Origin of the sequence: Megasphaera sp. UBA4233, assembly GCF_002395615.1 — a bacterium.
Taxonomy (GTDB): domain Bacteria; phylum Bacillota; class Negativicutes; order Veillonellales; family Megasphaeraceae; genus Megasphaera; species Megasphaera hexanoica.
Genome location: NZ_DGXL01000033.1, coordinates 83,886 through 103,481 on the forward strand (window position 1 = coordinate 83,886; position 19,596 = coordinate 103,481).

Below are 19,596 nucleotides of genomic sequence, written 5' to 3' on the forward strand. Positions count from 1 at the left end.
TAAGGTGGATAGAATGGAAAAAAAGAATAAGCGCAGTATCCTGCTCATGATCCTGGTCGTATTGGTCGGCCTGATTTCATGTATATATCTATGTGTGCAGCGGTACTATGTGGAACATGACAATATGTCGATCGAACAGGCGATGGATTATGATGCTGTTGTCGTTTTGGGACGCAACGAAGGATATGATCTGGAAACGACACTGGAAAAGTGCCGTCAGGCCGGCATCACCAGTTTTACCATATACGATACGACGCTGAATAAAATGACCCAGCGCGGAGAATGCTCTGTCATTACCCGTTTGGGAGCTGAACTCTATTATCCACAGTTCCATCTTGGTTCGTATCAGTACGAATATTATCTTGTCGGCAAGCCAAAAGACCAGAAGGACCTGTATTTTGACGAACTGACAGAAGATCTGCAGTTGCGGCTGGGCAAGGAAAATGCTGTCGTCATCGACAATCCCCAGTACCGTATTCTTGGACTGCATGGCATCATGCCGGCCCTCGGCGAAGTCAATCTGGGCATTATGTCAGCCGATGCCAACCGCATTGCCAGCTATGGCTTTAACGTCATCCTGCGGCCGACTAATTATCATGATGTCACGGCGGCTGATCTGGAACACTTTTTCCAGCGCGCCGATAAAATCCGCAATGTGACGGGCATCATGTTTGTCGGTAAGGAGGTACTGGGCTATAGTCCGGACCCGGCGCAGCGCAAAGACATGCTGCAGCTGACAGCAGACCGTATGCTGGCCCGGCAGATGCCGTTTTATATGATTGAATCGGTTAATCAGCTCCAGTATGATAACCAGGATGGCATGTACGACCTGGCAGGTCTTATGCATTATGATACAGGCCGTGTCTATGCCATGGCCAAAGAGGAATTGGAAAAGATTACACCGGAAGAAGCGGCCATGCGCTTTTATATCAGCGACCTGGAACGTAATGTCCGGGTCAACCTGTTCCCACTGTATAAGAAACCCCGGTATGGCCAGTCTTTGCTGGATACGAATCTGAACTATATCAGCAGGGTTACGCAGAAATTGGAAGGCCGGGGCTATCAGCTGGACCGGGCGTCTGTACTGCCTGTCTACTATCCCAATAAGGTACTCCTGGCGATTGCGGCGGCAGCAGCGGCCTGTGGATTCTTGTTCCTCCTGAATCTGCTCGTTCCTCTTTCGGACCGGGTTAATTACGGGCTTATCGTACTGGCTATACTCTTTGGAGCCGGCGGAGCCTGGATTGCCAAAGGAGCTCTGTTTTTACAGATGATGGCTGTCGGTTGTGCCGTAACGGCGCCATCGGCAGCAATACTGGTACTGCTCGATTTCTGGCGTCATCAGAATCTGACAAAGAAACTCGGCTATGGCCGGGTCATCCGCGATGGTGCGCTGGGACTCACGGCGGCTGTCCTCATGTCCATGGTCGGAGGTATTTTCATTGCGGCCATGTTGGGGAACATACGCTTCTTTATGGAATTTGATTATTACCGAGGTGTCAAACTCACCTTTATCCTGCCAATCATTATCGTAGCGATTGGCTATCTGCGGCGCTTCCCCCTTATGGGTCACGATTTTGCCACATCATCTGATTTCATAGCGTTTGCCAAAGATTTTCTCCGCATCCCCATCCGCATGGGAACGCTCATCCTCGTCGGATTCCTGGGGCTGGTGGCCTTTATCTTCGTCGGCCGCAGCGGTCATACGGCCGGTGTACCTGTACCGGGAATCGAAGTGGCTATGCGCCGTTTCCTGGAAACGGTCATGTATGCCCGGCCGCGGGAAAAAGAATTTCTCATCGGCCATCCGGCCTTTTTCCTCATGGTAGCGGCTATGTATCGCAAATGGCCGGAACTGGTCCATTTCTTTACGGTACTGGCAGCGGTCATCGGCGTAGGGTCCATGGTAGAAACCTTTGCCCACATCCGGACGCCGTTTATCATGTCCTTTATCCGTGGCCTTAATGGCTGGCTTACAGGGCTTGTACTGGGTATCCTGCTCATTTGTGCCATTGCCATTGTTCAGTATGTGACGGCCTGGATGGGAAAGCGGGTGAAGTCCCGTGACTAACATTGTCATTTCCGGTTATTACGGATTTGCCAATGCCGGTGATGAAGCCATGCTGGCGGCACTCCTCGGATCACTGGAGGACCTGATTCCCGGTGCTTCCATCACGGTCATTTCGGGACACCCGGATATGACACGGGAAAATCATCATGTAGAGGCAGTACACAGGCTGAATTTTCCGGGCATTGCCAGGGCTATCTGCCGGGCTGATCTTCTCATCAGCGGTGGTGGAAGTCTGCTGCAGGATGTGACCAGCGCCCGCAGTCTCTATTATTATCTGCTCATCATGCGCATGGCTCTCTTTTTCCACAAGCCGGTCATGCTCTATGCCCAGGGCATCGGTCCCATACGCCGTCCCAAGGCGCGGAAGGCGGTTCGCAATGTGCTGCAGAAAGTGACTATGATTGGTGTCCGTGACAGTGAATCGCGACAGGAATTGCAGCGGCTCGGCGTTACGGATCCACCCATCCACGTGACGGCCGATGCCGTACTATCTATGCCCCCTGTGGATAAAAAGATTGGCTTTTATCTGTTGAAAAAGCATGGTATTAACGGTGTTGGTACCCGTATCGGCATTGCCATCCGCAACTGGCAGCATATGACCCGGTATAAAGACGAGATTGCCAAGGCGGCAGATGAGCTGGTACGTACGGTGGGAGCCCGCATTATTTTTATTCCCATGCAGTATCCTGCCGATGCTGAAGCGGCGTCTGATGTGGCGGCGCGTATGAAGGAACCGGCGACGGTTCTGAAAGAAGCATACAATACGGTGGAATTCATGGCCCTTATGGGCTGCATGGATGTGGTCATTGCAAACCGGCTCCATGCACTCATTTTTGCATCGATCATGCAGGTGCCGGTAACGGCCATTTCCTACGATCCCAAAATTGATGGGTTCATCAGCCTCATTGGTGATACGCTTTGCGGGACCATGGAGACTGTCACTGCCAGGACACTGGTGACAGATGTAACGGCCAGACTGAAGGCCGGCGGTATTATGCCGGAAGTCAGAGCGCGAATGAATCACTTACGACGCCAGTCTATGCGTAATGCCTATCTGGCGTTACGCGTTATAGAAGAACATACGGCGGCCCGGAAAGGTTGACGCTCGCAGGAGCAGTGACTTGACGGCCGCTTTTCCTTATATATAATAGAGTATGTCTGATAAAAGTATGGTTTGCCAGAAAAGAGGAAATCTATGATATATTTTAAGAATGTATCCAAAGTGTACGACAATGGGTCTGTTGCTCTGGACCATGCCAATGTGCATATCAAAAAAGGGGAGTTCGTATTTGTCGTAGGTGCCAGCGGAGCCGGCAAGTCCACGTTCATCAAGCTTCTCGACCATGAAGAGCTGCCAACGGAAGGTTCAGTCATCGTCAACGGCATTGAAGTGAATAAGCTGAAAAAAAGCCGGGTCCCGTACTTGCGCCGCCGCATGGGAATCGTGTTTCAGGATTTCCGTCTGCTGCCCAATAAGACGGCAGAGGAAAATGTCGCCTTTGCCATGGAAGTTATTGAAGCACCGCGGCGTCTGATCAAAGAACGGGTCCGCAACGTCCTCGACTTGGTAGGGCTGGTCGGTAAAGCCGATGCCCTGCCGTCGAATCTCAGCGGCGGCGAACAGCAGCGTGTGGCTATTGCCAGAGCCATCGTCAACCGGCCGCTCCTGCTCATTGCCGATGAACCGACGGGTAATCTGGATCCAGAAACGTCAAAGGGAATCATGGATATTTTTACCAAAGTCAATCATATGGGGACAACTGTCGTCATGGTGACCCATGACCAGCAGCTTGTCGATATGATGAACAAGCGGGTCATTGAAATCGTCGATGGCAAGATTGTCCGTGATGAACAGCAGGGAGGATACGACGATGAAAATTAGAACCATGAGGTATTACCTCTCGGAAGCCTTTACGTCTTTTTGGCGCAATAGCTTCATGTCTATTGCGTCCATTGCGACCGTAGCCGTCTCATTTTTTATTTTAGGGTTGTTCCTGATCATGGTAGCCAATCTGGACTATTTTGCCGATAATCTGGAAAACCAGGTGCAGATCAGCGTGTATCTGAAAGATGATCTGACAACGGATCAGGTCATGAGTGTAGGCAGCCGGCTGAAGGCCCTGCCCGATGTAAAAGAACTGGAATTTACCAACAAAGACCAGGCCATGGATAAACTAAAGGAACGTATGAAAGACCAGCCGGGCATTCTCGATGCCCTCGACGGGAAGAATCCGCTGCCGACATCATATACGCTGACGTTGAGTAATCCGGAACAGGTTAAAAAGACGGCAACTGTCGTCGGACAGTATGACGAAGTGGAAAGCACCCATTATGGACAGGAAATCGTGGAACAGTTGTTCCGCGTGGCGACGATTATCCGCTGGGGAGGCATTGCCCTCATTATTTTCCTGACTTTTGCGACGCTGTTCATCATTTCCAATACAATCCGCCTGACCGTCTTTGCCCGGCGCCGGGAAATCGGCATCATGAAATACGTTGGTGCTACCAACTGGTTCATCCGCTGGCCATTTCTCTTGGAAGGATTGTTCCTGGGATTCATCGGCGGTCTCATTGCCGATGTGGCCTTATTGCAGTTCTATGAATTTGTCACGATAACGATTCACCGGACGCTGGCATTTCTGCCTATGGTCAGTCCGTATCCATTCATGTATCAGGCAAGTGGTCTGATACTCGTACTGAGCATGGTCATCGGGGCCATTGGCAGTACGATTTCTCTGAAACGCTATATGAAGGTGTAACGTATGATGAGTATACAATATAAAAAGCCGTTGGCAGCGGCTTTGACGGTCCTGTATCTCCTGAACCCCTGTGGTCTCATCTTTGCGGAAGACGAAGATTTGCAGGATCAGTTATCGACAGTTCAGGGGCAGATGGCAGAACAGGCTCAGAAGAAGAGTGAAGCCGAAGCAGTTATCGGCAATGTCTTTGAAAAATTGCGGGTCATCCAGGAAAATCTCGATGCCGCCAATGCACAATATAAGTCTATTTCCCAAGAATTAACTGAAACAGAACGGCAGATTACCCGGACCCAGGCCGAACTGGAAAGGGCAGAAACCCATCTGAGAAGCCGGGAAAAGGTGCTAAGCCGCCGCATCCGTGATATTTATATGCACGGCCAGCTCAATTACCTCGATGTCGTCGTCGGGGCTAAGGATTTTAATGATTTTGCTAACCGCGTCGAACTCCTGCGGCGTATCGTCAGTTCGGATCTGGAACTGATTTCGTCCATAAAGGATGAACGGGACCAGATCAACCAGACGAAACAGGCTCTGGAAGAGCAGCGGGAAACGCAGGCAAAGCTAAAAGAAGAAGCAGCAGCCAAGAAGGAAGAAATCGCCAAGCATAAGGCTGAACAGCAGGCTATCCTGGAAAAAGCCCAGACTGATAAGGCGACGGCAGAAGAAGCCTATGCCGAACTGGAAGCGTCGTCCAATCAGATTGCCCAGATGCTCCGCGACCGTGAAGCAGCCCGGCAGGCAGCAGCGGCTGCGGCAGCGGCGGCAGCGTCGTCTGGGGAAAGTGGCAGCGACAGCAGCGGGGATAGTGGCAGTTCGTCCGGCGGAGATGACAGCGGTTATTACCAGCCAGTCAGTGGTTCCGGTCAGATGATCTGGCCGGTAAATGGCGTCATCACATCGCCCTTTGGTTACCGGGAACACCCGATTTTCGGCCGCCAGATTCTTCATTCCGGCATTGACATCGGCGTCGATTACGGGACGCCTGTCCATGCTGCTGATGGTGGTGTCGTTGTAGAAGCGGGATGGATCAGCGGTTATGGTTATGCCGTCGTCATTGACCACGGCAATGGGACATCGACTCTGTATGGACATAACGAATCTCTGGCTGTATCGTCGGGACAGTCTGTTTCTCAGGGCCAGGTCATCGCCTATGCCGGTTCTACAGGGAATTCGACGGGGCCACACGTTCACTTTGAAGTCCGTGTCGGCGGTGAACCAGTCGATCCGAATTCGTATCTATAAACGAGGCAGACTATGAATCAGAAAAAACATATGTTTCAGACGTTGTTCCGGGCCGTTGCCTGGGGGTTGTTTACGGCAGCCTGCAGTGTGTTGCTGCTAGTGGGCCTCTTTTACTACTACACGGGGACGCCCGTAGGATTCATCAAATTTTTCCGCACACTTCACGTGGTGGAACAGAATTTCCCCGGTGCTGTCGATAAGCAGGATCTCCTTAATGGAGCACTGGAAGGAATCGTCAAAAAACTGGGCGACAAGCACAGTATCTATCTCGACGGCGATGATTTCCAGGCATTTTCCGACCAGACGTCCGGGTCCTATGCCGGTATTGGTGTGTATATCGGTTCCAGTGAGGAAGGTACGATTGTAGCCGGAGTCATGGATGACAGCCCGGCTGCTGAAGCCGGCGTCCAGCGCGGTGACCTGATCCAGGCTATTAATGGCACATCTACGAAGGGGATGAGTCTGGAAGACATTTCCAAGACTATCCGGGGACCCGTGGATACGACAGTTACTCTGACCCTGGGAAGAAATGGTGAATCTCAGGAGATGGCCATAACGCGCCGTCAGATCCATATGAAAACCGTCGGTGGCCAGATGATTGAAGGAACTGATGTGGGATATATCCGGGTGGCAATTTTCAGTGAAAATACGGGCGAGGAGTTTACCCGTCAGTATCAGGAACTGCGTAAGCAGGGCATGAAGCGCATGATTCTCGACCTCAGGAATAATCCCGGTGGCATCGTCGATCAAGCTGTTGCCGTAGCATCGAATTTCGTTCCCAAGGACAGTGTCATCGTATCCTTTACGAGCCGATCCGGTGACGAATCGGAATATAAGGCTAGTGGAAGTGGTGATACCATTCCTCTCGTAGTGTTGATTAATGAAAACTCGGCTAGTGCCTCGGAAATCGTGTCCGGTGCCATCCAGGACTTGAAACTGGGGCCAGTTATCGGCACGAAGAGTTATGGAAAAGGAACCGTACAAGGCGTCTATCCCATTGATTCTGATGACGCTATCAAGCTGACTGTTGCCAAATACCGCACGGCCAGTGGCCGGGAAATTGATGGCGTAGGCATACAACCTGATATAGAAGTCCAGTTGCAACCCAACGACCCGGAAGACTATCAATATGAAAAAGCATTGGAAGTTGTACAGACCTTGTAGCCGCCACAGAACAGGCAGGGTATACAGAATCAAAACAGAAGCATGAAGCGGGGACTGCAGAATCCTTGCATTGTCCCCGCTTTCATGATACAATAAATATCGTGTCAGATTGCATCTGACAATCGGCAGGCGAGTGTGGCGGAATGGCAGACGCGCCAGACTTAGGATCTGGTGCCTCACGGCGTAAGGGTTCAAGTCCCTTCACTCGCACCAATAAAAAAGCAACCATCGCGTTGGGCGGTGGTTGCTTTTTTTATCCGGAACAGATGTGCTCTTAGGGGTGAGTGTGTATTAGCTGTACGTTACCAGTCTGAATCAAAACTGTATGTATCCACATCAATTCCGTTTTCCATGCAGTATTCATAGATGTGAGAGTCTCTTCTGCAGATTACGGTGACGGGGGTGTTTTTGAATACGTCTTTTCCTATATGATTGATACCCGTGAATTTAATCGTTTTGAGGTTCGGGCAGTCAGCGAAGGCTTCGTCTTCCAGCGAGTCCAGGCAGTCGCCTACTTCTACGTAGGAAAGTTCACTGCATCCTTTGAAGGCGCGGGCCCAGATGCCTTTCACCTTAGTTGCATAAAATGCAACGATTTTGGAACCGGCAAAAGCATTTTCTCCGATATAGGAAATGTTCGTTCCGCCGTAGACGTAGATCAGGGAGGAATTCATATATGCGTCTTCGCCGATACATTTTTGGAAAGACATAGTCCATGGGTGGATGATGATATCCCTCATGCCGTCTTCCGATTGGTAGGCAGGCTTTTCCGGACGGCGTCTGATGGCGGCGACGATGGCTTCCCTGTCATAGTCGCCGTTTTTCTCTGCCTGGCTTTTCACGACGTAAATCCGTTTATTGTCTTTCGGATTGATTCCTCCTCCCGGAAGAATCGGGATGCCCATGTCATTACTGATAGTATGTACTGTGTCCCGGAAATCCGACCGATAGCTATATAACGTGTAGGTTTTTGATTCTTTATAAATATCATAGTGTTTCCAGGCGCGTTTGTCGTCTAGGTTTTGCCGTTCTTTCAGTTCCTGGCGTACGGGGGAATCTTCCCCTTTCAGGAAATAGGGGATGGCATGTTTCTGGCAGTACGCTTCCCAGATACTCCCTGGCAGGCAGCAGACCGTGATGTCCGTTCCGGCAAATACGTCTTCTCCTATATGGCAGTCCATCTGTAACAGTTCGATGAAATGAAGGTCGCGGCAATGGGCAAAGGCACCGTCGCCCACATGGGAAAGGGAGGCAGGAAGTTCCACCCGGTCCAGAAAATGCAGTCCTTCAAAAGCATGGGCCCCTATCGTTTCCAGACCTTCTTCCGCTTTGAACTGAAGAAGGGTGGATTTCATAAAACACCATTCTCCGATTTCCCGTATATCACCAGTGAGATGGAGATAACATATGGGGGCATATACCAGTGCTTTTGTATCCAGCTTCGTATAGGGCAGCGCATCTTCCTCATCTTCCGTATCTTCGGGAATATGAATGACTTCCGGATACTGTTTGCTTTCTTTATAGCAGACATCGGAAATAGGCGGAAGTAGCTTGCGTGATTCTATGGGAAGCTCACAGTGTTCGCTGCCTTTGATTCGGTCTATGGCATTTTTGTGTGTAAAAATGGATGTATTGCGTTCCAGTAGTCCCCATGATTTCATGTCTTCATAGACGTTCCCGCCAAGGGGAATATCGAGGCGTACGTCTATATTGTAGAATTCATCATTGACAACAGTAGTGTGTTCAGAAAGGAACACTACCGTTTTTTCCCCGACGGCAGATAACGGATAGGCCGCAACGGAAGGGGGGATGACCAGTTTCTTCAAACATGGCACATCGAAAAAGGCGCGGTGGCCGATGGTTTTCAGGCTTTGTGGCAGGATGAGTTCCTTCAGTTGCTCGCAACAGAAGAATGCATAGTCTGAAATAGTGGTTACCCCTTCGGGTATGGTAATGGATTCATCGGAGACTCCGTAAAAATGAAAGGAAGGAATAGTCGTTCCATCGCCTGTTTCCTGGGAGGATCCTTTCAGGATGACAATTTCTTCCGCTTCCTGCTTCAGCTTGTCCAAAAGGGGATAGGGGAAGGTCATCTGCACATCATGCAGGGCCCCGGCTATGTCACCTGCCTGAGGAAGCAGACCCAGGGACATGAACGCGTCTATCAGAGGACACCCATCCTGTATGTAGTCCAATAAATCGGCCAGGGGAAGATCTCTCTTCTTTCCCCAATAGCCAAGTACGCCTTTGGTCATCCGGAACTTGACATTTTCCAGCTTTTCAGAAAGTCCGAACGCCTCGGCTATGCGGTCAACGATACCGTCTCTATCGTTGAGATAGAGGTAAAATAACTTGTAGGACAGGGGCTTGTAGGGATTACGGTCCAGTACATAGAATGCTGCTTTTTTCCGCTCATCCTTTCCCAGGGTGCCATCATTGATGGCAGTTTGCATGACCTCGGGCAATTCATTTTTTTCCGGATCTGGTGGAATAAGGTTCAGGCGGTCGGAGGCGTCCATGGTGAGATAGAAAACAGAACGTCTGTACGTATCAATAAACGATTGTACCAGATCGTCGGAACGGAACAAATCATCGAGCTGTCTTTTTTCCCGGCTGTTGGTGAATGCATTGCCGATGGCATTAAATATGCTGTGCGCCGCACCGCTTGCCAGATTGAGAACACCGGCAGTAATCATACCCTGCAAAGCGCCGCCCAGGCCGAAGCCGCCGCCTATGATCCGGCCGCGGTATTCTTTCCGCAGTTCCCGGTAGGTTCTTTCTGCTTCGGCATTTCCTGTGATTTTACCAACCTGGCCCAGCAGAGACTGGACAAAATCCTGCCATGCATCGAGAGCAGAAGGGGCGCCGTCTGCCATGTCACGGGCCATGAAATTATCTTTCGTAAGACCGTAAATGCCGCGGGATAAAAGAAGGGAAGATTCCTTCTTCAGCACGCTGCCCATAATCTGTTCGGCTGCTTCTTCGCTCGTAAAGAATTGCAGAAGCTCTTCTACGCTGTCATTTTTCCAGTATATGCGTTTTAGTTCTTTATCTGACAGCGCTTCTTTGGTCATGGCTTTTGCCAGACGAATAAAACCGACCTGTCGTTCATCATATTCGAAATGGCACCCGTCTACATCAAAGACATACTTGCCTCTTTCTCCGTCATGGAAGGGCCTCAGTTCCAGACTATCGTCTTCAGGAGAGCAGAAAATAGGATATATTTTTTCTTCTTTCTGCTTATTTACCTTTTTTAGGACATCTTCATAGGAAAGTCCATCTGCTGAACCGGCTACTGGTGTTCCGCAGTACGGGCAGAATCTGGATCCGTCAGGGACCGGTTTTCCGCAATTCGTACAAAACATAGTTATCATTCTCCTTTACCATGCAAATGCTCTTTTGTTTTATTTTACTACGGCTGCAGGAAAGAAAAAAGAGGGTCTGGTTTGGAGCAGTCTTTATTTCTTAGAAATGGAAAGTGACGCCGGCGCCAACACCGTGTTCGTTATCGCCGTCTTCAGGCATATAATTATGGTAATTGACGTTCAGTCCCCATCCCAGGGCGATGTTATAATTGATGCCGGCCTGGGCTTCAGAGAAATGGGAGCCTTTGACATATGTGGCATAGGGCTGGATTCCCAGAATATGGGGTGCAGCGACGCCGATGCCACCGTAAAAGGAGGCCGAATTGGACTGGTGGCCGATGTTGTTGCGCCAGCCGCCGAGAAGCTGGACATTCGATCCGATAACATTATATTTGGCGTAAATGTCGTTCTGATTGCCGTACTGGTCGCGGTCGGCCCGTTTGTAACCGATGGTCGTCCGCGGCAGGACTTTGGCTTCGGCATATTGTTCTTTTGTGCCGGTGCCGATGCTGATGCCCGCTTCCGGTACGACCGGCAGGGCAAAAGCCTGGGGCAGGGCAAGAGCCGTGAAGGCTATCGCGGTTATCGTCAGTTTTTTTAACATATATATTTCTCCTTTACGTGATTTCATAGTAATTCCAGACCGACAGGGCAGTGGTCGCTGCCGGTGATATCTGTATAAATCGAGGCTTTTTTCAACTTGTTGTCGAGACTTTTCGAGGTGATGAAGTAGTCGATGCGCCATCCGGCGTTGTTCTGGCGGGCCTTGAAGCGGTAGCTCCACCACGAATAGATACCCGTTACATCGGGATAAAAGTAGCGCCACGTGTCGGTAAAGCCGGCAGCCAGCAGATCGGTCATCTTCTGCCGTTCCTGGTCGGAGAAGCCGGCGTTGTTGTGGTTGGTCTTGGGATTTTTCAGGTCGATTTCTTCGTGGGCAACGTTCAGGTCACCGCAGAGGATGACTGGCTTTTTCTCATTGAGTCCGGCCAGGTAGGCCCGGAAATCGTCTTCCCACTTCATGCGGTAATCGAGGCGGGCCAGTTCGCTCTGGCTGTTGGGGGTATAGCAGGTGACGAAGTAGAACGTGTCGAATTCGAGGGTGATGAGCCGCCCTTCATGGTCGTGTTCGTCCATGCCCATGCCGTAGTGGACCGACAGGGGATGGAGGCGGCTGAAGACGGCCGTACCGCTGTAGCCCTTGCGGTCGGCGTAATTCCAGTACTGTTCATACCCGGGCAGGTCCATGTCTATCTGGCCGGCCTGCAGCTTCGTTTCCTGCAGGGCGAAGATATCGGCGTCGAGCTGGTAGAATACATCCATAAATCCTTTTTTCATGACAGCGCGCAGACCGTTTACATTCCAGGAAATACATTTCATGAGATTTTGTCCTTTCTTTGCAATGAAGCTATAATATTTGTTCATTCTTTGTTATAATGGATTCATACAGTAAACAATAGGGTATTATCTATTATATGACGTTATTGTATAGAAATTTATAGGGATTGTCAAAATTAAGGAATCAGGTGATTGGTATGGCAGTACATGAATTAGCAGGTACGAAAGTCAGAAAAGAAGATTACATCGATTTGAAGGCAATTGCTGATGCCTACGCCCACATTATTCCGGATGTAGCGAATCCGGAATGCCAGGTGCGGTTTGGGACATCCGGTCACCGGGGGCAGGCCGGAAACGGCAGCTTCACGGCTGCTCATGTTGCCGCTATTACCCAGGCGGTATGCAATCTGCGGAAGACCTTTGGTGCCGATGGACCGCTGTTTGTCGGGGAAGATACGCATTATCTTTCTAAGCTTGCCTTTGAAACGGTACTGGGTGTACTGGCAGCTAATGACGTAGCTGCTTATATCGACAGTGAAGACGATTTTGTGCCGACGCCATCTGTTTCCCGTGCTATTTTACGGTATAACAAAGGGCGCCGGGACCATCTGGCAGACGGCATCATTATTACGCCATCCCACAATCCTCCGGAACACGGCGGCATCAAATACAATCCCACGAGCGGCGGACCGGCGCCTTCGGATATTACGAAAGCCATCGAAACGGAAGCCAACCGCCTGCTGGCAGGGAAGAACTGCGAAGTACGGCAGATTCCCTATGAACAGGCACGGGAAAGTTCCCTGGTGACGGGCTATGATTACAAAGGCCTGTACGTATCGGAATTATCATCTATCATTGATTTTGAAGCAATCAAAGGTGCCCATCTTCATATTCTTGTCAACGCACTGGGCGGGTCCGGGATGAATTACTGGCATGCTATTGCTGAACAGTATAGCCTTGATATGGATTTCGTCAACGATACGTATGATCCCCAGTTTACCTTCATGAATTACGACCATGACGGCAAGGTCCGCATGGACTGCTCTTCAGCCTATGTCATGTCATCCGTGACAAAGCAGAGCGGGGACTATGATCTCATCTTGGCCAACGATCCCGATTACGACCGTTTTGGCATTGTTTCCGGCAGTCAGGGGATGATTACGGCCAATGCCTATCTGACCGTAGCGTCCCACTATCTCATGACTCACCGTCAGTTTGACGGACTGGGGATTGCCAAGACTGTAGTGACGACAGACCTTCTGGCCCGTTCGGCTGCCTCACTGGGCGTGCCGCTCTATGAAGTCCCCGTAGGATTTAAGTATTTTGGTTCCCTCTACAGTGATGGGAAGATTGCCTTTTCCGGTGAAGAAAGTGCCGGTGGTTCCTTTATCGCCAAAGACCGCAGCCTGTGGACGACCGACAAGGACGGCATGATCATGTGCCTCCTGGCAGCAGAAATCAGGGCCGTGACGGGTAAGCTGCCCCTTGCCTATTATGATGAGTTATGCCAGAAGCTGGGCCGGCCGTATGCCATGCGCAGTGATGCGCCGGCAACGCTTGCCGAAAAGGCCAAGATCAGCAGTCTCACCGAAGCCGATGTAGCCGAAAAGACGCTCTGCGGCAGTCCGATTACCGCCGTATTATCACATTCCCCCTATGGAAATTATGCCATAGGCGGCGTCAAAATCTGCAGTCCCGATGGCTGGATTGCGGCACGGCCATCCGGTACGGAAGACATGTACAAACTGTACGCCGAAAGTTTCGTATCTGAAGACCATGCGCGGAACCTGTTGGACGAAGGACGGGCGCTTATCAGCCGGGCATTAAAAAAATAATCAATAGTAATTTATCGCAGATTTATGCTATAATAGGGAAGAATGATCAAGAGGGGCATTCTATCTTGTCTCCGCATATAGAAAAGGAGTGGGCATCAGAATGAAAGTTGTCATTACAGTAGTCGGTGTAGACCGCACCGGCATCATTGCCGCTGTCAGCCAGATTATGGCAGAACATCAGGTAAATATTCTCACTATCAATCAGGTAATCCTCGACGGTATTTTCAATATGGCCATGATTGTAGATATGGATCAGGCGTCGGTGGATCTGGGTACGCTGCAGCAGCTGCTGAAGGAAAAAGGCGATACCCTGGGGGTAGAAATCCGGGCGCAGAATATGGAAATCTTTAACGCGATGCACCGTGTAGGATAGGAGGAAGAGAGAATGCTGACTATCCATGACGTGTTAGAAACAAATCAGATGATTCAGAAGCATAACCTGGACGTCCGCACCATTACGATGGGCATTAGTCTCCTCGACTGCTGCAGCAGTGACGGCAGGACGCTCTGCAAAAATATTTATGATAAAGTGACCCGCTATGGGGAACATCTAGTACAGACCGGGGAAGATATTGCCAGAGAATTTGGCGTGCCCATCATCAACAAGCGTGTTTCCGTTACTCCCATCGCTCTGGTAGCCGGATGCAGTGATCTCGATAATTACGTCGAAATCGCCCGTACCCTGGATAAAGCGGCCAAGACGATCGGCATCGATTTTATCGGCGGATTCTCCGCTCTGGTAGAACGTGGCTATGCTGAAGGAGATAAGAAGCTCATCGCTTCTATCCCGGAAGCACTGGCCTGCACCGATCTTGTCTGCAGTTCTGTTGCCGTTGGCTCGACTAAGGCCGGCATTAATATGGATGCCGTCGCTGAAATGGGCCGGGTATTCAAGAAACTGGGGGAACTGACCAAAGATCAGGATGCTCTGGGCTGTGCCAAATTAGTCGTCTTTTCCAATGCCGTAGAAGATAATCCGTTCATGGCTGGCGCCTTTCATGGTGTTACCCAGGGTGACAGCTGTGTCAGCGTCGGCGTCAGCGGCCCTGGCGTCGTCAAACGGGCTTTGGAAAACGTCAAGGGCGAGCCTTTCGATGTCGTAGCGGAAACCATCAAGAAGACGGCATTCAAGATTACCCGTGTCGGTCAACTCGTAGCTCAGGAAGCATCGCGCCGGCTCCACGTTCCATTTGGTATCATCGACCTGTCACTGGCACCGACGCCGGCCGTTGGTGATAGTGTGGCGGCAATCCTGGAAGAAATGGGACTGGAAAGCTGTGGTGCCTGTGGTACTACGGCAGCTCTGGCTCTCCTCAACGACGCCGTCAAGAAAGGCGGTCTTATGGCATCAAGCCGTGTCGGTGGCCTGTCGGGTGCATTCATTCCTGTCAGTGAAGATAAAGGCATGCTGGAAGCCGTAGGCCGGGGCAGCCTGAGTTTGGAAAAACTGGAAGCCATGACCTGTGTATGCTCCGTCGGTCTGGATATGATTGCCATTCCCGGCAGCACGACGGCTTCTACTATTTCGGCACTCATTGCCGATGAAGCTGCCATCGGTATGATTAACAACAAGACGACGGCCGTCCGTGTCATCCCTGTACCGGGCAAAGATGTGGGCGATACGGTCGAATTCGGCGGCCTTTTAGGTCATTGTCCTATTATTGATATTAATAAATATAAGTCTGATGCGTTTATTGCCCGTGGCGGCCGCATTCCGGCCCCGATGCGCAGCCTGACGAACTGACGGGCGGCATCGAGAATCCCTTTGAAAGTAGGCGTGTGTTGTGCTTGTATATTTTGTACCCTTTTTTATAGCATTGATTGTAGCGTATGCCCTGACGCCAAGCGTCAAGAAACTGGCTATCAAAGTGGGTGCTGTTGACAGACCCAATGCGAGGAAAGTTCATACTCATGTCATTCCCCGTCTGGGCGGTCTGGCTATTTATATCGGTTTTCTGGCCGGCGTCCTGTATTCCATGCCCATGAATCATGAAATGCTGGGATTATTGCTGGGATGTACGGCCATCGTCTGTGTCGGTATCTGGGATGATATCTGCAACATTCCGGCAAAAGTCAAACTGGTCGGACAGATCTTGTCGGCGGCGATTCCCGTCGTCTTTGGCATCCAGATTGAATGGCTGACCAATCCGTTTGGCGATTTAATCATCCTGCCGGAAGTCGTTGCCATTCCCCTGACCATATTCTGGATCATTGGTTTTACTAATACAGTCAACCTCATCGACGGCCTTGACGGCCTGGCTGCCGGCGTGTCCTTTATTGCGTCCATTTCGATGTTTCTCATGGCTGTCAGTATGAACCAGTACCTTCCGGCTATGATTATTATTTCTATGGCCGGGGCAGCTCTGGGGTTTTTGCAGTATAATTTCAATCCTGCCAAGATTTTTATGGGAGATACGGGTAGTATGCTCCTGGGGTATACCATGGCTGTAACGGCCGTGCTGGGACTGGTGAAGACGGCTGCGACGATTGCCCTGGTCGTACCGGTCATCGCCCTGGGCCTGCCTATCCTGGATACACTGTTTGCCATCATCCGCCGCAAGATGAGCGGCGTGCCTATTTTCACACCGGACAAGGGTCATCTCCATCACCGTCTGCTGGCACTGGGGATGTCCCAGAAGCAGGCCGTGCTCATCATGTATTGTGTCAGTATCGTATTGGGAATTGTGGCTATTTTTGTAGCTAATGTCAATTACAAAACCGGTATCTTGACCGTGGCAGTGGTTCTGGCGGTGATTATATATTCAGCAAAACGAATAGGAATACTGCATAAAACGACAAATTCTACTCATAAAGATTGATTTATGAGTAGAATTTGTTTAGTTCAAGGAGGTTTTTATATGCTTAAGGTAATGACTGTATTCGGAACGCGTCCGGAGGCCATCAAAATGGCGCCGGTCGTCCTGGAACTCAAAAAACATCCGGATCAGATTCAGACGGTCGTGGCCGTTACGGCCCAGCACCGGCAGATGCTGGATCAGGTACTGGATTTGTTCCAGATCCGTCCGGATTACGATCTGGATATTATGAGTCAGGGACAGACACTGTATGACATAACGACTCGTTCCCTGCAAGGGCTGAAGTCCGTTATGGAAGTGGAAAAACCGGATCTGGTTTTGGTACATGGTGACACGACGACGACTTTTGCCGGAGCACTGGCTGCGTATTATCAGCAGATTCCCGTAGGTCATGTCGAAGCCGGTCTGCGTACAGGAAATATTTATTCACCATTTCCGGAAGAAATGAACCGTAAGCTCACCGGAGCCATTGCGGCCATTCATTTTTCACCGACCATGACCGCCCGGGGTAATCTGCTGCGGGAAGGAATCGACAAAGATGCCATTTTTGTTACCGGCAATACAGTCATTGACGCCCTCATGACAACCGTCGATGAAGGATATGATTTTGAAGACGAAGAATTACAGTCGGTTGATTTCCAGAATCACCGTATTATTCTTCTTACGACGCATCGCCGTGAAAATCTTGGCGAACCCATGCGGCATATTTATAAAGCACTACGCCAGATCATTGAAGAAATCCCTGATACGGAAATCGTCTTCCCCGTTCACCGCAATCCGCTGGTGCGCAAGGTCGTAGAAGAAGAACTGTCCGGCGTAGATCGTATCCATCTCATCGAGCCGATGGAATACGAACCCTTTGCCAATCTGATGCATCACAGCTGTCTCGTACTGACCGATTCCGGCGGTATCCAGGAAGAAGCGCCGTCTTTGGGCAAGCCTGTCCTGGTCCTGCGCAATACGACAGAACGGCCGGAAGCAGTGGAAGCCGGTACGGTCCGCCTCATTGGAACTGACAGGGACCGCGTCTATGAAGAAACGAAACGGCTCCTTACGGATAAATCGGCCTATGATGCCATGAGTAATGCTGTTAATCCCTATGGGGACGGACAAGCGTCGCGCCGCATTGTACAGGCTATCCTGTATACCTTTGGAAATAGCACTGAAAAACCAAATGAATTTACATTGTAACTTTACATACTTTTGCAGTAATTTTTATAAAACAGATTTTTTTTTAGTTTTATGACTAATATCTAAAAATTTATTGATTTTATGTAAGCCCCGTGATACAATAACTGTATTGCGGGACACGAATCCTATGCATGAAATATTGTAATGCAATGTATGCCGGGGTAAAGACTATGCAGAAAAAAGGCGAAAAGGAACCGGTGCGACTCCGGGATATCCTGGTCAGTGCCGCGTCTATGGGGCTGACACTCTGCGTCAGCCTGTGCATCGGCATTGCCTGCGGGTACTGGGTGGATACACAGCTGGGAACGATTCCCTGGGGGCTGCTCCTGGGAGGTATTCTCGGCGCAGTCAGTGGCTTCTGGTCTATCTTTAAAAAAGCCGTGCGCTTTATGAATGATCATCCGTCCCGTTAGAAAGAGAATAGGGCAGAGGACTCTTATGGAAGAATTTACGCGATATGTAAAAGTGACACTGCTCAGACTGCTGAGCCTGGCTCTAATGGTTACAGGACTGCTCCTTCTTTTGGGAAAAGCAGAATACCTCAGTGGCTGGCTGATCGGCTGTGCCATCAATGGCGTGTACTTTCTCATGTTGTGCAGCCGCTCTTTCCGGGCCATGAAGATGGACCCTGCTAAGGCATTCACCGTTCTCCGCGGTGGCGCGCTGATGCGCATACTTACCATCGTTCTGATACTTATTGTGGTGCTGCAGTTTCCCTCTGTCCGCATATGGGCAGTCGTTGCGGGCATCCTGACGTATCGGGTTCTCATATACTTCGAAGCGGCGTATCACGCCTGTATCCGAAGACATCTTTAAGGAAAGGAGGCGCTTATCATGGAGCTGCATACGGGTCATCATTTGATTTATCAACTGTTTGGCATGAATGTCAATATGGATACGCTGTACATGACCTGGCTCACGGCGGCTATCGTCATCATTATTACGCTGGCTGCGACGCGGGGCCGGTCACTGGTTCCTTCCGGTATCCAGAATGCAGTTGAAATTGTCGTTGAGGCACTCCTGGCACAGTTTAAGGAAACACTGGGGCCAAAGTGGGGACAGGTCGTATCAGTCCTTCTGACTATGTTCCTGTTTATCCTCGTCGGTAATGAATTAGGGCTGCTGCCCAGTCCGCACATCCTGACGTCGCCGACGAATGATCTCAATACGACGCTGGGCCTGGCCCTGGTATCATCTTTTATGGTACATTTTGTTGCTCTGCGCAACCAAGGTCTGAAAAAACACGTCAAACATTATTTTCAACCGTTCGCTGTATTTTTTGTCATCAACCTGCTGGAAGAATTTACAAAGCCTATTACGCTGGCCTTCCGTCTATTCGGCAATATCCTTGCCGGGGAAATCCTGATGGAAGTGCTGTACAAACTGGTCCCCGTCGGGGTACCTATCATCTGGTTGATATTCAGTCTGGTCATCGGCCTGATTCAGGCCTTTATCTTCACTATACTGACCACATCGTATCTGGCAGATTCCCTTAGAGAAGAGTAAGTGAAGACAAGTAACTCATACATCAAGGAGGATTATAATTATGGAATTAGTATTAGCATTATCCGCAATGGGCGCAGCTATTGGTATTGGTCTGGCAGCAATGGGTGCTGCTATCGGTGATGGTCACGCTGCATCGAAGATGCTCGAAGGTCTGGCACGTCAGCCGGAAATGGGTGGCAAGCTTCTGGTCAACTTCCTGATTTCTGTAGGTCTGATCGAATCTATGCCTATCATTGCAGCTGTTATCGCTATCGTGCTCGTATTTGCCAACCCTCTGGCAGGCTAAACTGTACCGGCACAGTTCGGTAA

The 19,596-nt window shown here is 50.3% G+C and carries 18 protein-coding genes and 1 tRNA gene; 16 read left to right on the forward strand and 3 right to left on the reverse strand.

What is annotated here, in order from left to right:
- The first annotated feature begins 13 nt into the window (after positions 1-13).
- The 7 genes from B2U90_RS11505 to B2U90_RS11535 all read left to right on the forward strand — a co-directional run bounded on the left by B2U90_RS11505 (position 14) and on the right by B2U90_RS11535 (position 7,449).
- On the forward strand, positions 14-2,071 hold the full coding sequence (locus B2U90_RS11505; protein WP_292017840.1) for a DUF5693 family protein: 2,058 nt from the start codon (positions 14-16) through the stop codon (positions 2,069-2,071).
- Complete coding sequence (csaB, locus tag B2U90_RS11510; protein ID WP_075582238.1) at positions 2,064-3,173, forward strand: polysaccharide pyruvyl transferase CsaB; 1,110 nt, start codon at positions 2,064-2,066, stop codon at positions 3,171-3,173. The genes B2U90_RS11505 and csaB overlap by 8 nt, the downstream gene beginning before the upstream one ends.
- 93 nt (positions 3,174-3,266) lie before the next feature.
- Positions 3,267-3,953, forward strand: a complete 687-nt coding sequence (gene ftsE, locus B2U90_RS11515; RefSeq protein WP_059077213.1) for a cell division ATP-binding protein FtsE — start codon at positions 3,267-3,269, stop codon at positions 3,951-3,953.
- Positions 3,943-4,830, forward strand: a complete 888-nt coding sequence (ftsX, locus tag B2U90_RS11520; protein ID WP_059077214.1) for a permease-like cell division protein FtsX — start codon at positions 3,943-3,945, stop codon at positions 4,828-4,830. The genes ftsE and ftsX overlap by 11 nt, the downstream gene beginning before the upstream one ends.
- A gap of 3 nt (positions 4,831-4,833) precedes the next feature.
- Positions 4,834-6,072, forward strand: coding sequence for a murein hydrolase activator EnvC family protein (locus B2U90_RS11525; RefSeq protein ID WP_059077215.1), 1,239 nt, complete (start codon positions 4,834-4,836; stop codon positions 6,070-6,072).
- A gap of 12 nt (positions 6,073-6,084) precedes the next feature.
- Positions 6,085-7,236 carry a S41 family peptidase gene (locus B2U90_RS11530; RefSeq protein WP_292017841.1) on the forward strand — a complete coding sequence of 384 codons (1,152 nt, stop codon included), beginning with the start codon at positions 6,085-6,087 and terminating at the stop codon, positions 7,234-7,236.
- A gap of 129 nt (positions 7,237-7,365) precedes the next feature.
- Positions 7,366-7,449 (forward strand) — tRNA-Leu (locus B2U90_RS11535).
- Positions 7,450-7,538: 89 nt separating this feature from the next.
- On the opposite strand, the gene B2U90_RS11540 is transcribed toward B2U90_RS11535, so the two are convergent.
- The 3 genes from B2U90_RS11540 to B2U90_RS11550 form a co-directional block, all read right to left on the reverse strand.
- Positions 7,539-10,601 (reverse strand): leucine-rich repeat protein, encoded by a 3,063-nt coding sequence (locus tag B2U90_RS11540; RefSeq protein WP_292017842.1) that lies wholly within the window; start codon positions 10,599-10,601, stop codon positions 7,539-7,541.
- Positions 10,602-10,701: 100 nt separating this feature from the next.
- Positions 10,702-11,205 carry a hypothetical protein gene (locus B2U90_RS11545; RefSeq protein WP_292017843.1) on the reverse strand — a complete coding sequence of 168 codons (504 nt, stop codon included), beginning with the start codon at positions 11,203-11,205 and terminating at the stop codon, positions 10,702-10,704.
- A gap of 23 nt (positions 11,206-11,228) precedes the next feature.
- Positions 11,229-11,981: an exodeoxyribonuclease III gene (locus tag B2U90_RS11550; RefSeq protein WP_075582243.1), complete on the reverse strand. Its 753-nt coding sequence runs from the start codon at positions 11,979-11,981 to the stop codon at positions 11,229-11,231.
- A 155-nt stretch (positions 11,982-12,136) separates the two neighbouring features.
- Here B2U90_RS11550 and B2U90_RS11555 point away from each other — a divergent pair, with 155 nt between their 5' ends.
- The 9 genes from B2U90_RS11555 (at position 12,137) to atpE (ending at position 19,573) form a co-directional block, all read left to right on the forward strand.
- Complete coding sequence (locus B2U90_RS11555; protein ID WP_059077222.1) at positions 12,137-13,774, forward strand: phosphoglucomutase; 1,638 nt, start codon at positions 12,137-12,139, stop codon at positions 13,772-13,774.
- A 100-nt stretch (positions 13,775-13,874) separates the two neighbouring features.
- Positions 13,875-14,147 carry an ACT domain-containing protein gene (locus tag B2U90_RS11560; RefSeq protein ID WP_059077223.1) on the forward strand — a complete coding sequence of 91 codons (273 nt, stop codon included), beginning with the start codon at positions 13,875-13,877 and terminating at the stop codon, positions 14,145-14,147.
- A gap of 12 nt (positions 14,148-14,159) precedes the next feature.
- Complete coding sequence (locus B2U90_RS11565; RefSeq protein ID WP_170087854.1) at positions 14,160-15,518, forward strand: PFL family protein; 1,359 nt, start codon at positions 14,160-14,162, stop codon at positions 15,516-15,518.
- Positions 15,519-15,558: 40 nt separating this feature from the next.
- Positions 15,559-16,593, forward strand: a complete 1,035-nt coding sequence (locus tag B2U90_RS11570) for a glycosyltransferase family 4 protein (protein ID WP_059077225.1) — start codon at positions 15,559-15,561, stop codon at positions 16,591-16,593.
- A gap of 39 nt (positions 16,594-16,632) precedes the next feature.
- A complete protein-coding gene (gene wecB, locus B2U90_RS11575) occupies positions 16,633-17,781 on the forward strand; it encodes a non-hydrolyzing UDP-N-acetylglucosamine 2-epimerase (protein WP_113856026.1) in 1,149 nt (382 codons plus the stop codon).
- A 170-nt stretch (positions 17,782-17,951) separates the two neighbouring features.
- On the forward strand, positions 17,952-18,194 hold the full coding sequence (locus B2U90_RS11580) for an AtpZ/AtpI family protein (RefSeq protein WP_170087864.1): 243 nt from the start codon (positions 17,952-17,954) through the stop codon (positions 18,192-18,194).
- Positions 18,195-18,219: 25 nt separating this feature from the next.
- Positions 18,220-18,597 (forward strand): ATP synthase subunit I, encoded by a 378-nt coding sequence (locus tag B2U90_RS11585; RefSeq protein WP_059077227.1) that lies wholly within the window; start codon positions 18,220-18,222, stop codon positions 18,595-18,597.
- Between the two features lie 18 nt (positions 18,598-18,615).
- A complete protein-coding gene (gene atpB, locus B2U90_RS11590; protein WP_075582246.1) occupies positions 18,616-19,287 on the forward strand; it encodes a F0F1 ATP synthase subunit A in 672 nt (223 codons plus the stop codon).
- A 40-nt stretch (positions 19,288-19,327) separates the two neighbouring features.
- Entirely contained in the window at positions 19,328-19,573 is a 246-nt protein-coding gene (atpE, locus tag B2U90_RS11595; protein ID WP_059077229.1) for a F0F1 ATP synthase subunit C, read from the forward strand.
- Positions 19,574-19,596: the final 23 nt, after the last annotated feature.

Excerpts from the sequence above, each read along its gene's own strand:
- B2U90_RS11505 (WP_292017840.1), top strand. The coding sequence starts at position 14 with ATGGAAAAAAAGAATAAGCGCAGTATCCTGCTCATGATCCTGGTCGTA.
- B2U90_RS11540 (WP_292017842.1), bottom strand. The coding sequence starts at position 10,601 with ATGTTTTGTACGAATTGCGGAAAACCGGTCCCTGACGGATCCAGATTC.
- B2U90_RS11545 (WP_292017843.1), bottom strand. The coding sequence starts at position 11,205 with ATGTTAAAAAAACTGACGATAACCGCGATAGCCTTCACGGCTCTTGCC.
- ftsX (WP_059077214.1), top strand. The coding sequence starts at position 3,943 with ATGAAAATTAGAACCATGAGGTATTACCTCTCGGAAGCCTTTACGTCT.
- atpB (WP_075582246.1), top strand. The coding sequence starts at position 18,616 with ATGGAGCTGCATACGGGTCATCATTTGATTTATCAACTGTTTGGCATG.
- atpE (WP_059077229.1), top strand. The coding sequence starts at position 19,328 with ATGGAATTAGTATTAGCATTATCCGCAATGGGCGCAGCTATTGGTATT.
- B2U90_RS11585 (WP_059077227.1), top strand. The coding sequence starts at position 18,220 with ATGGAAGAATTTACGCGATATGTAAAAGTGACACTGCTCAGACTGCTG.
- ftsE (WP_059077213.1), top strand. The coding sequence starts at position 3,267 with ATGATATATTTTAAGAATGTATCCAAAGTGTACGACAATGGGTCTGTT.
- B2U90_RS11555 (WP_059077222.1), top strand. The coding sequence starts at position 12,137 with ATGGCAGTACATGAATTAGCAGGTACGAAAGTCAGAAAAGAAGATTAC.
- B2U90_RS11525 (WP_059077215.1), top strand. The coding sequence starts at position 4,834 with ATGATGAGTATACAATATAAAAAGCCGTTGGCAGCGGCTTTGACGGTC.
- B2U90_RS11580 (WP_170087864.1), top strand. The coding sequence starts at position 17,952 with ATGCAGAAAAAAGGCGAAAAGGAACCGGTGCGACTCCGGGATATCCTG.
- B2U90_RS11560 (WP_059077223.1), top strand. The coding sequence starts at position 13,875 with ATGAAAGTTGTCATTACAGTAGTCGGTGTAGACCGCACCGGCATCATT.
- B2U90_RS11550 (WP_075582243.1), bottom strand. The coding sequence starts at position 11,981 with ATGAAATGTATTTCCTGGAATGTAAACGGTCTGCGCGCTGTCATGAAA.
- wecB (WP_113856026.1), top strand. The coding sequence starts at position 16,633 with ATGCTTAAGGTAATGACTGTATTCGGAACGCGTCCGGAGGCCATCAAA.
- B2U90_RS11530 (WP_292017841.1), top strand. The coding sequence starts at position 6,085 with ATGAATCAGAAAAAACATATGTTTCAGACGTTGTTCCGGGCCGTTGCC.
- B2U90_RS11565 (WP_170087854.1), top strand. The coding sequence starts at position 14,160 with ATGCTGACTATCCATGACGTGTTAGAAACAAATCAGATGATTCAGAAG.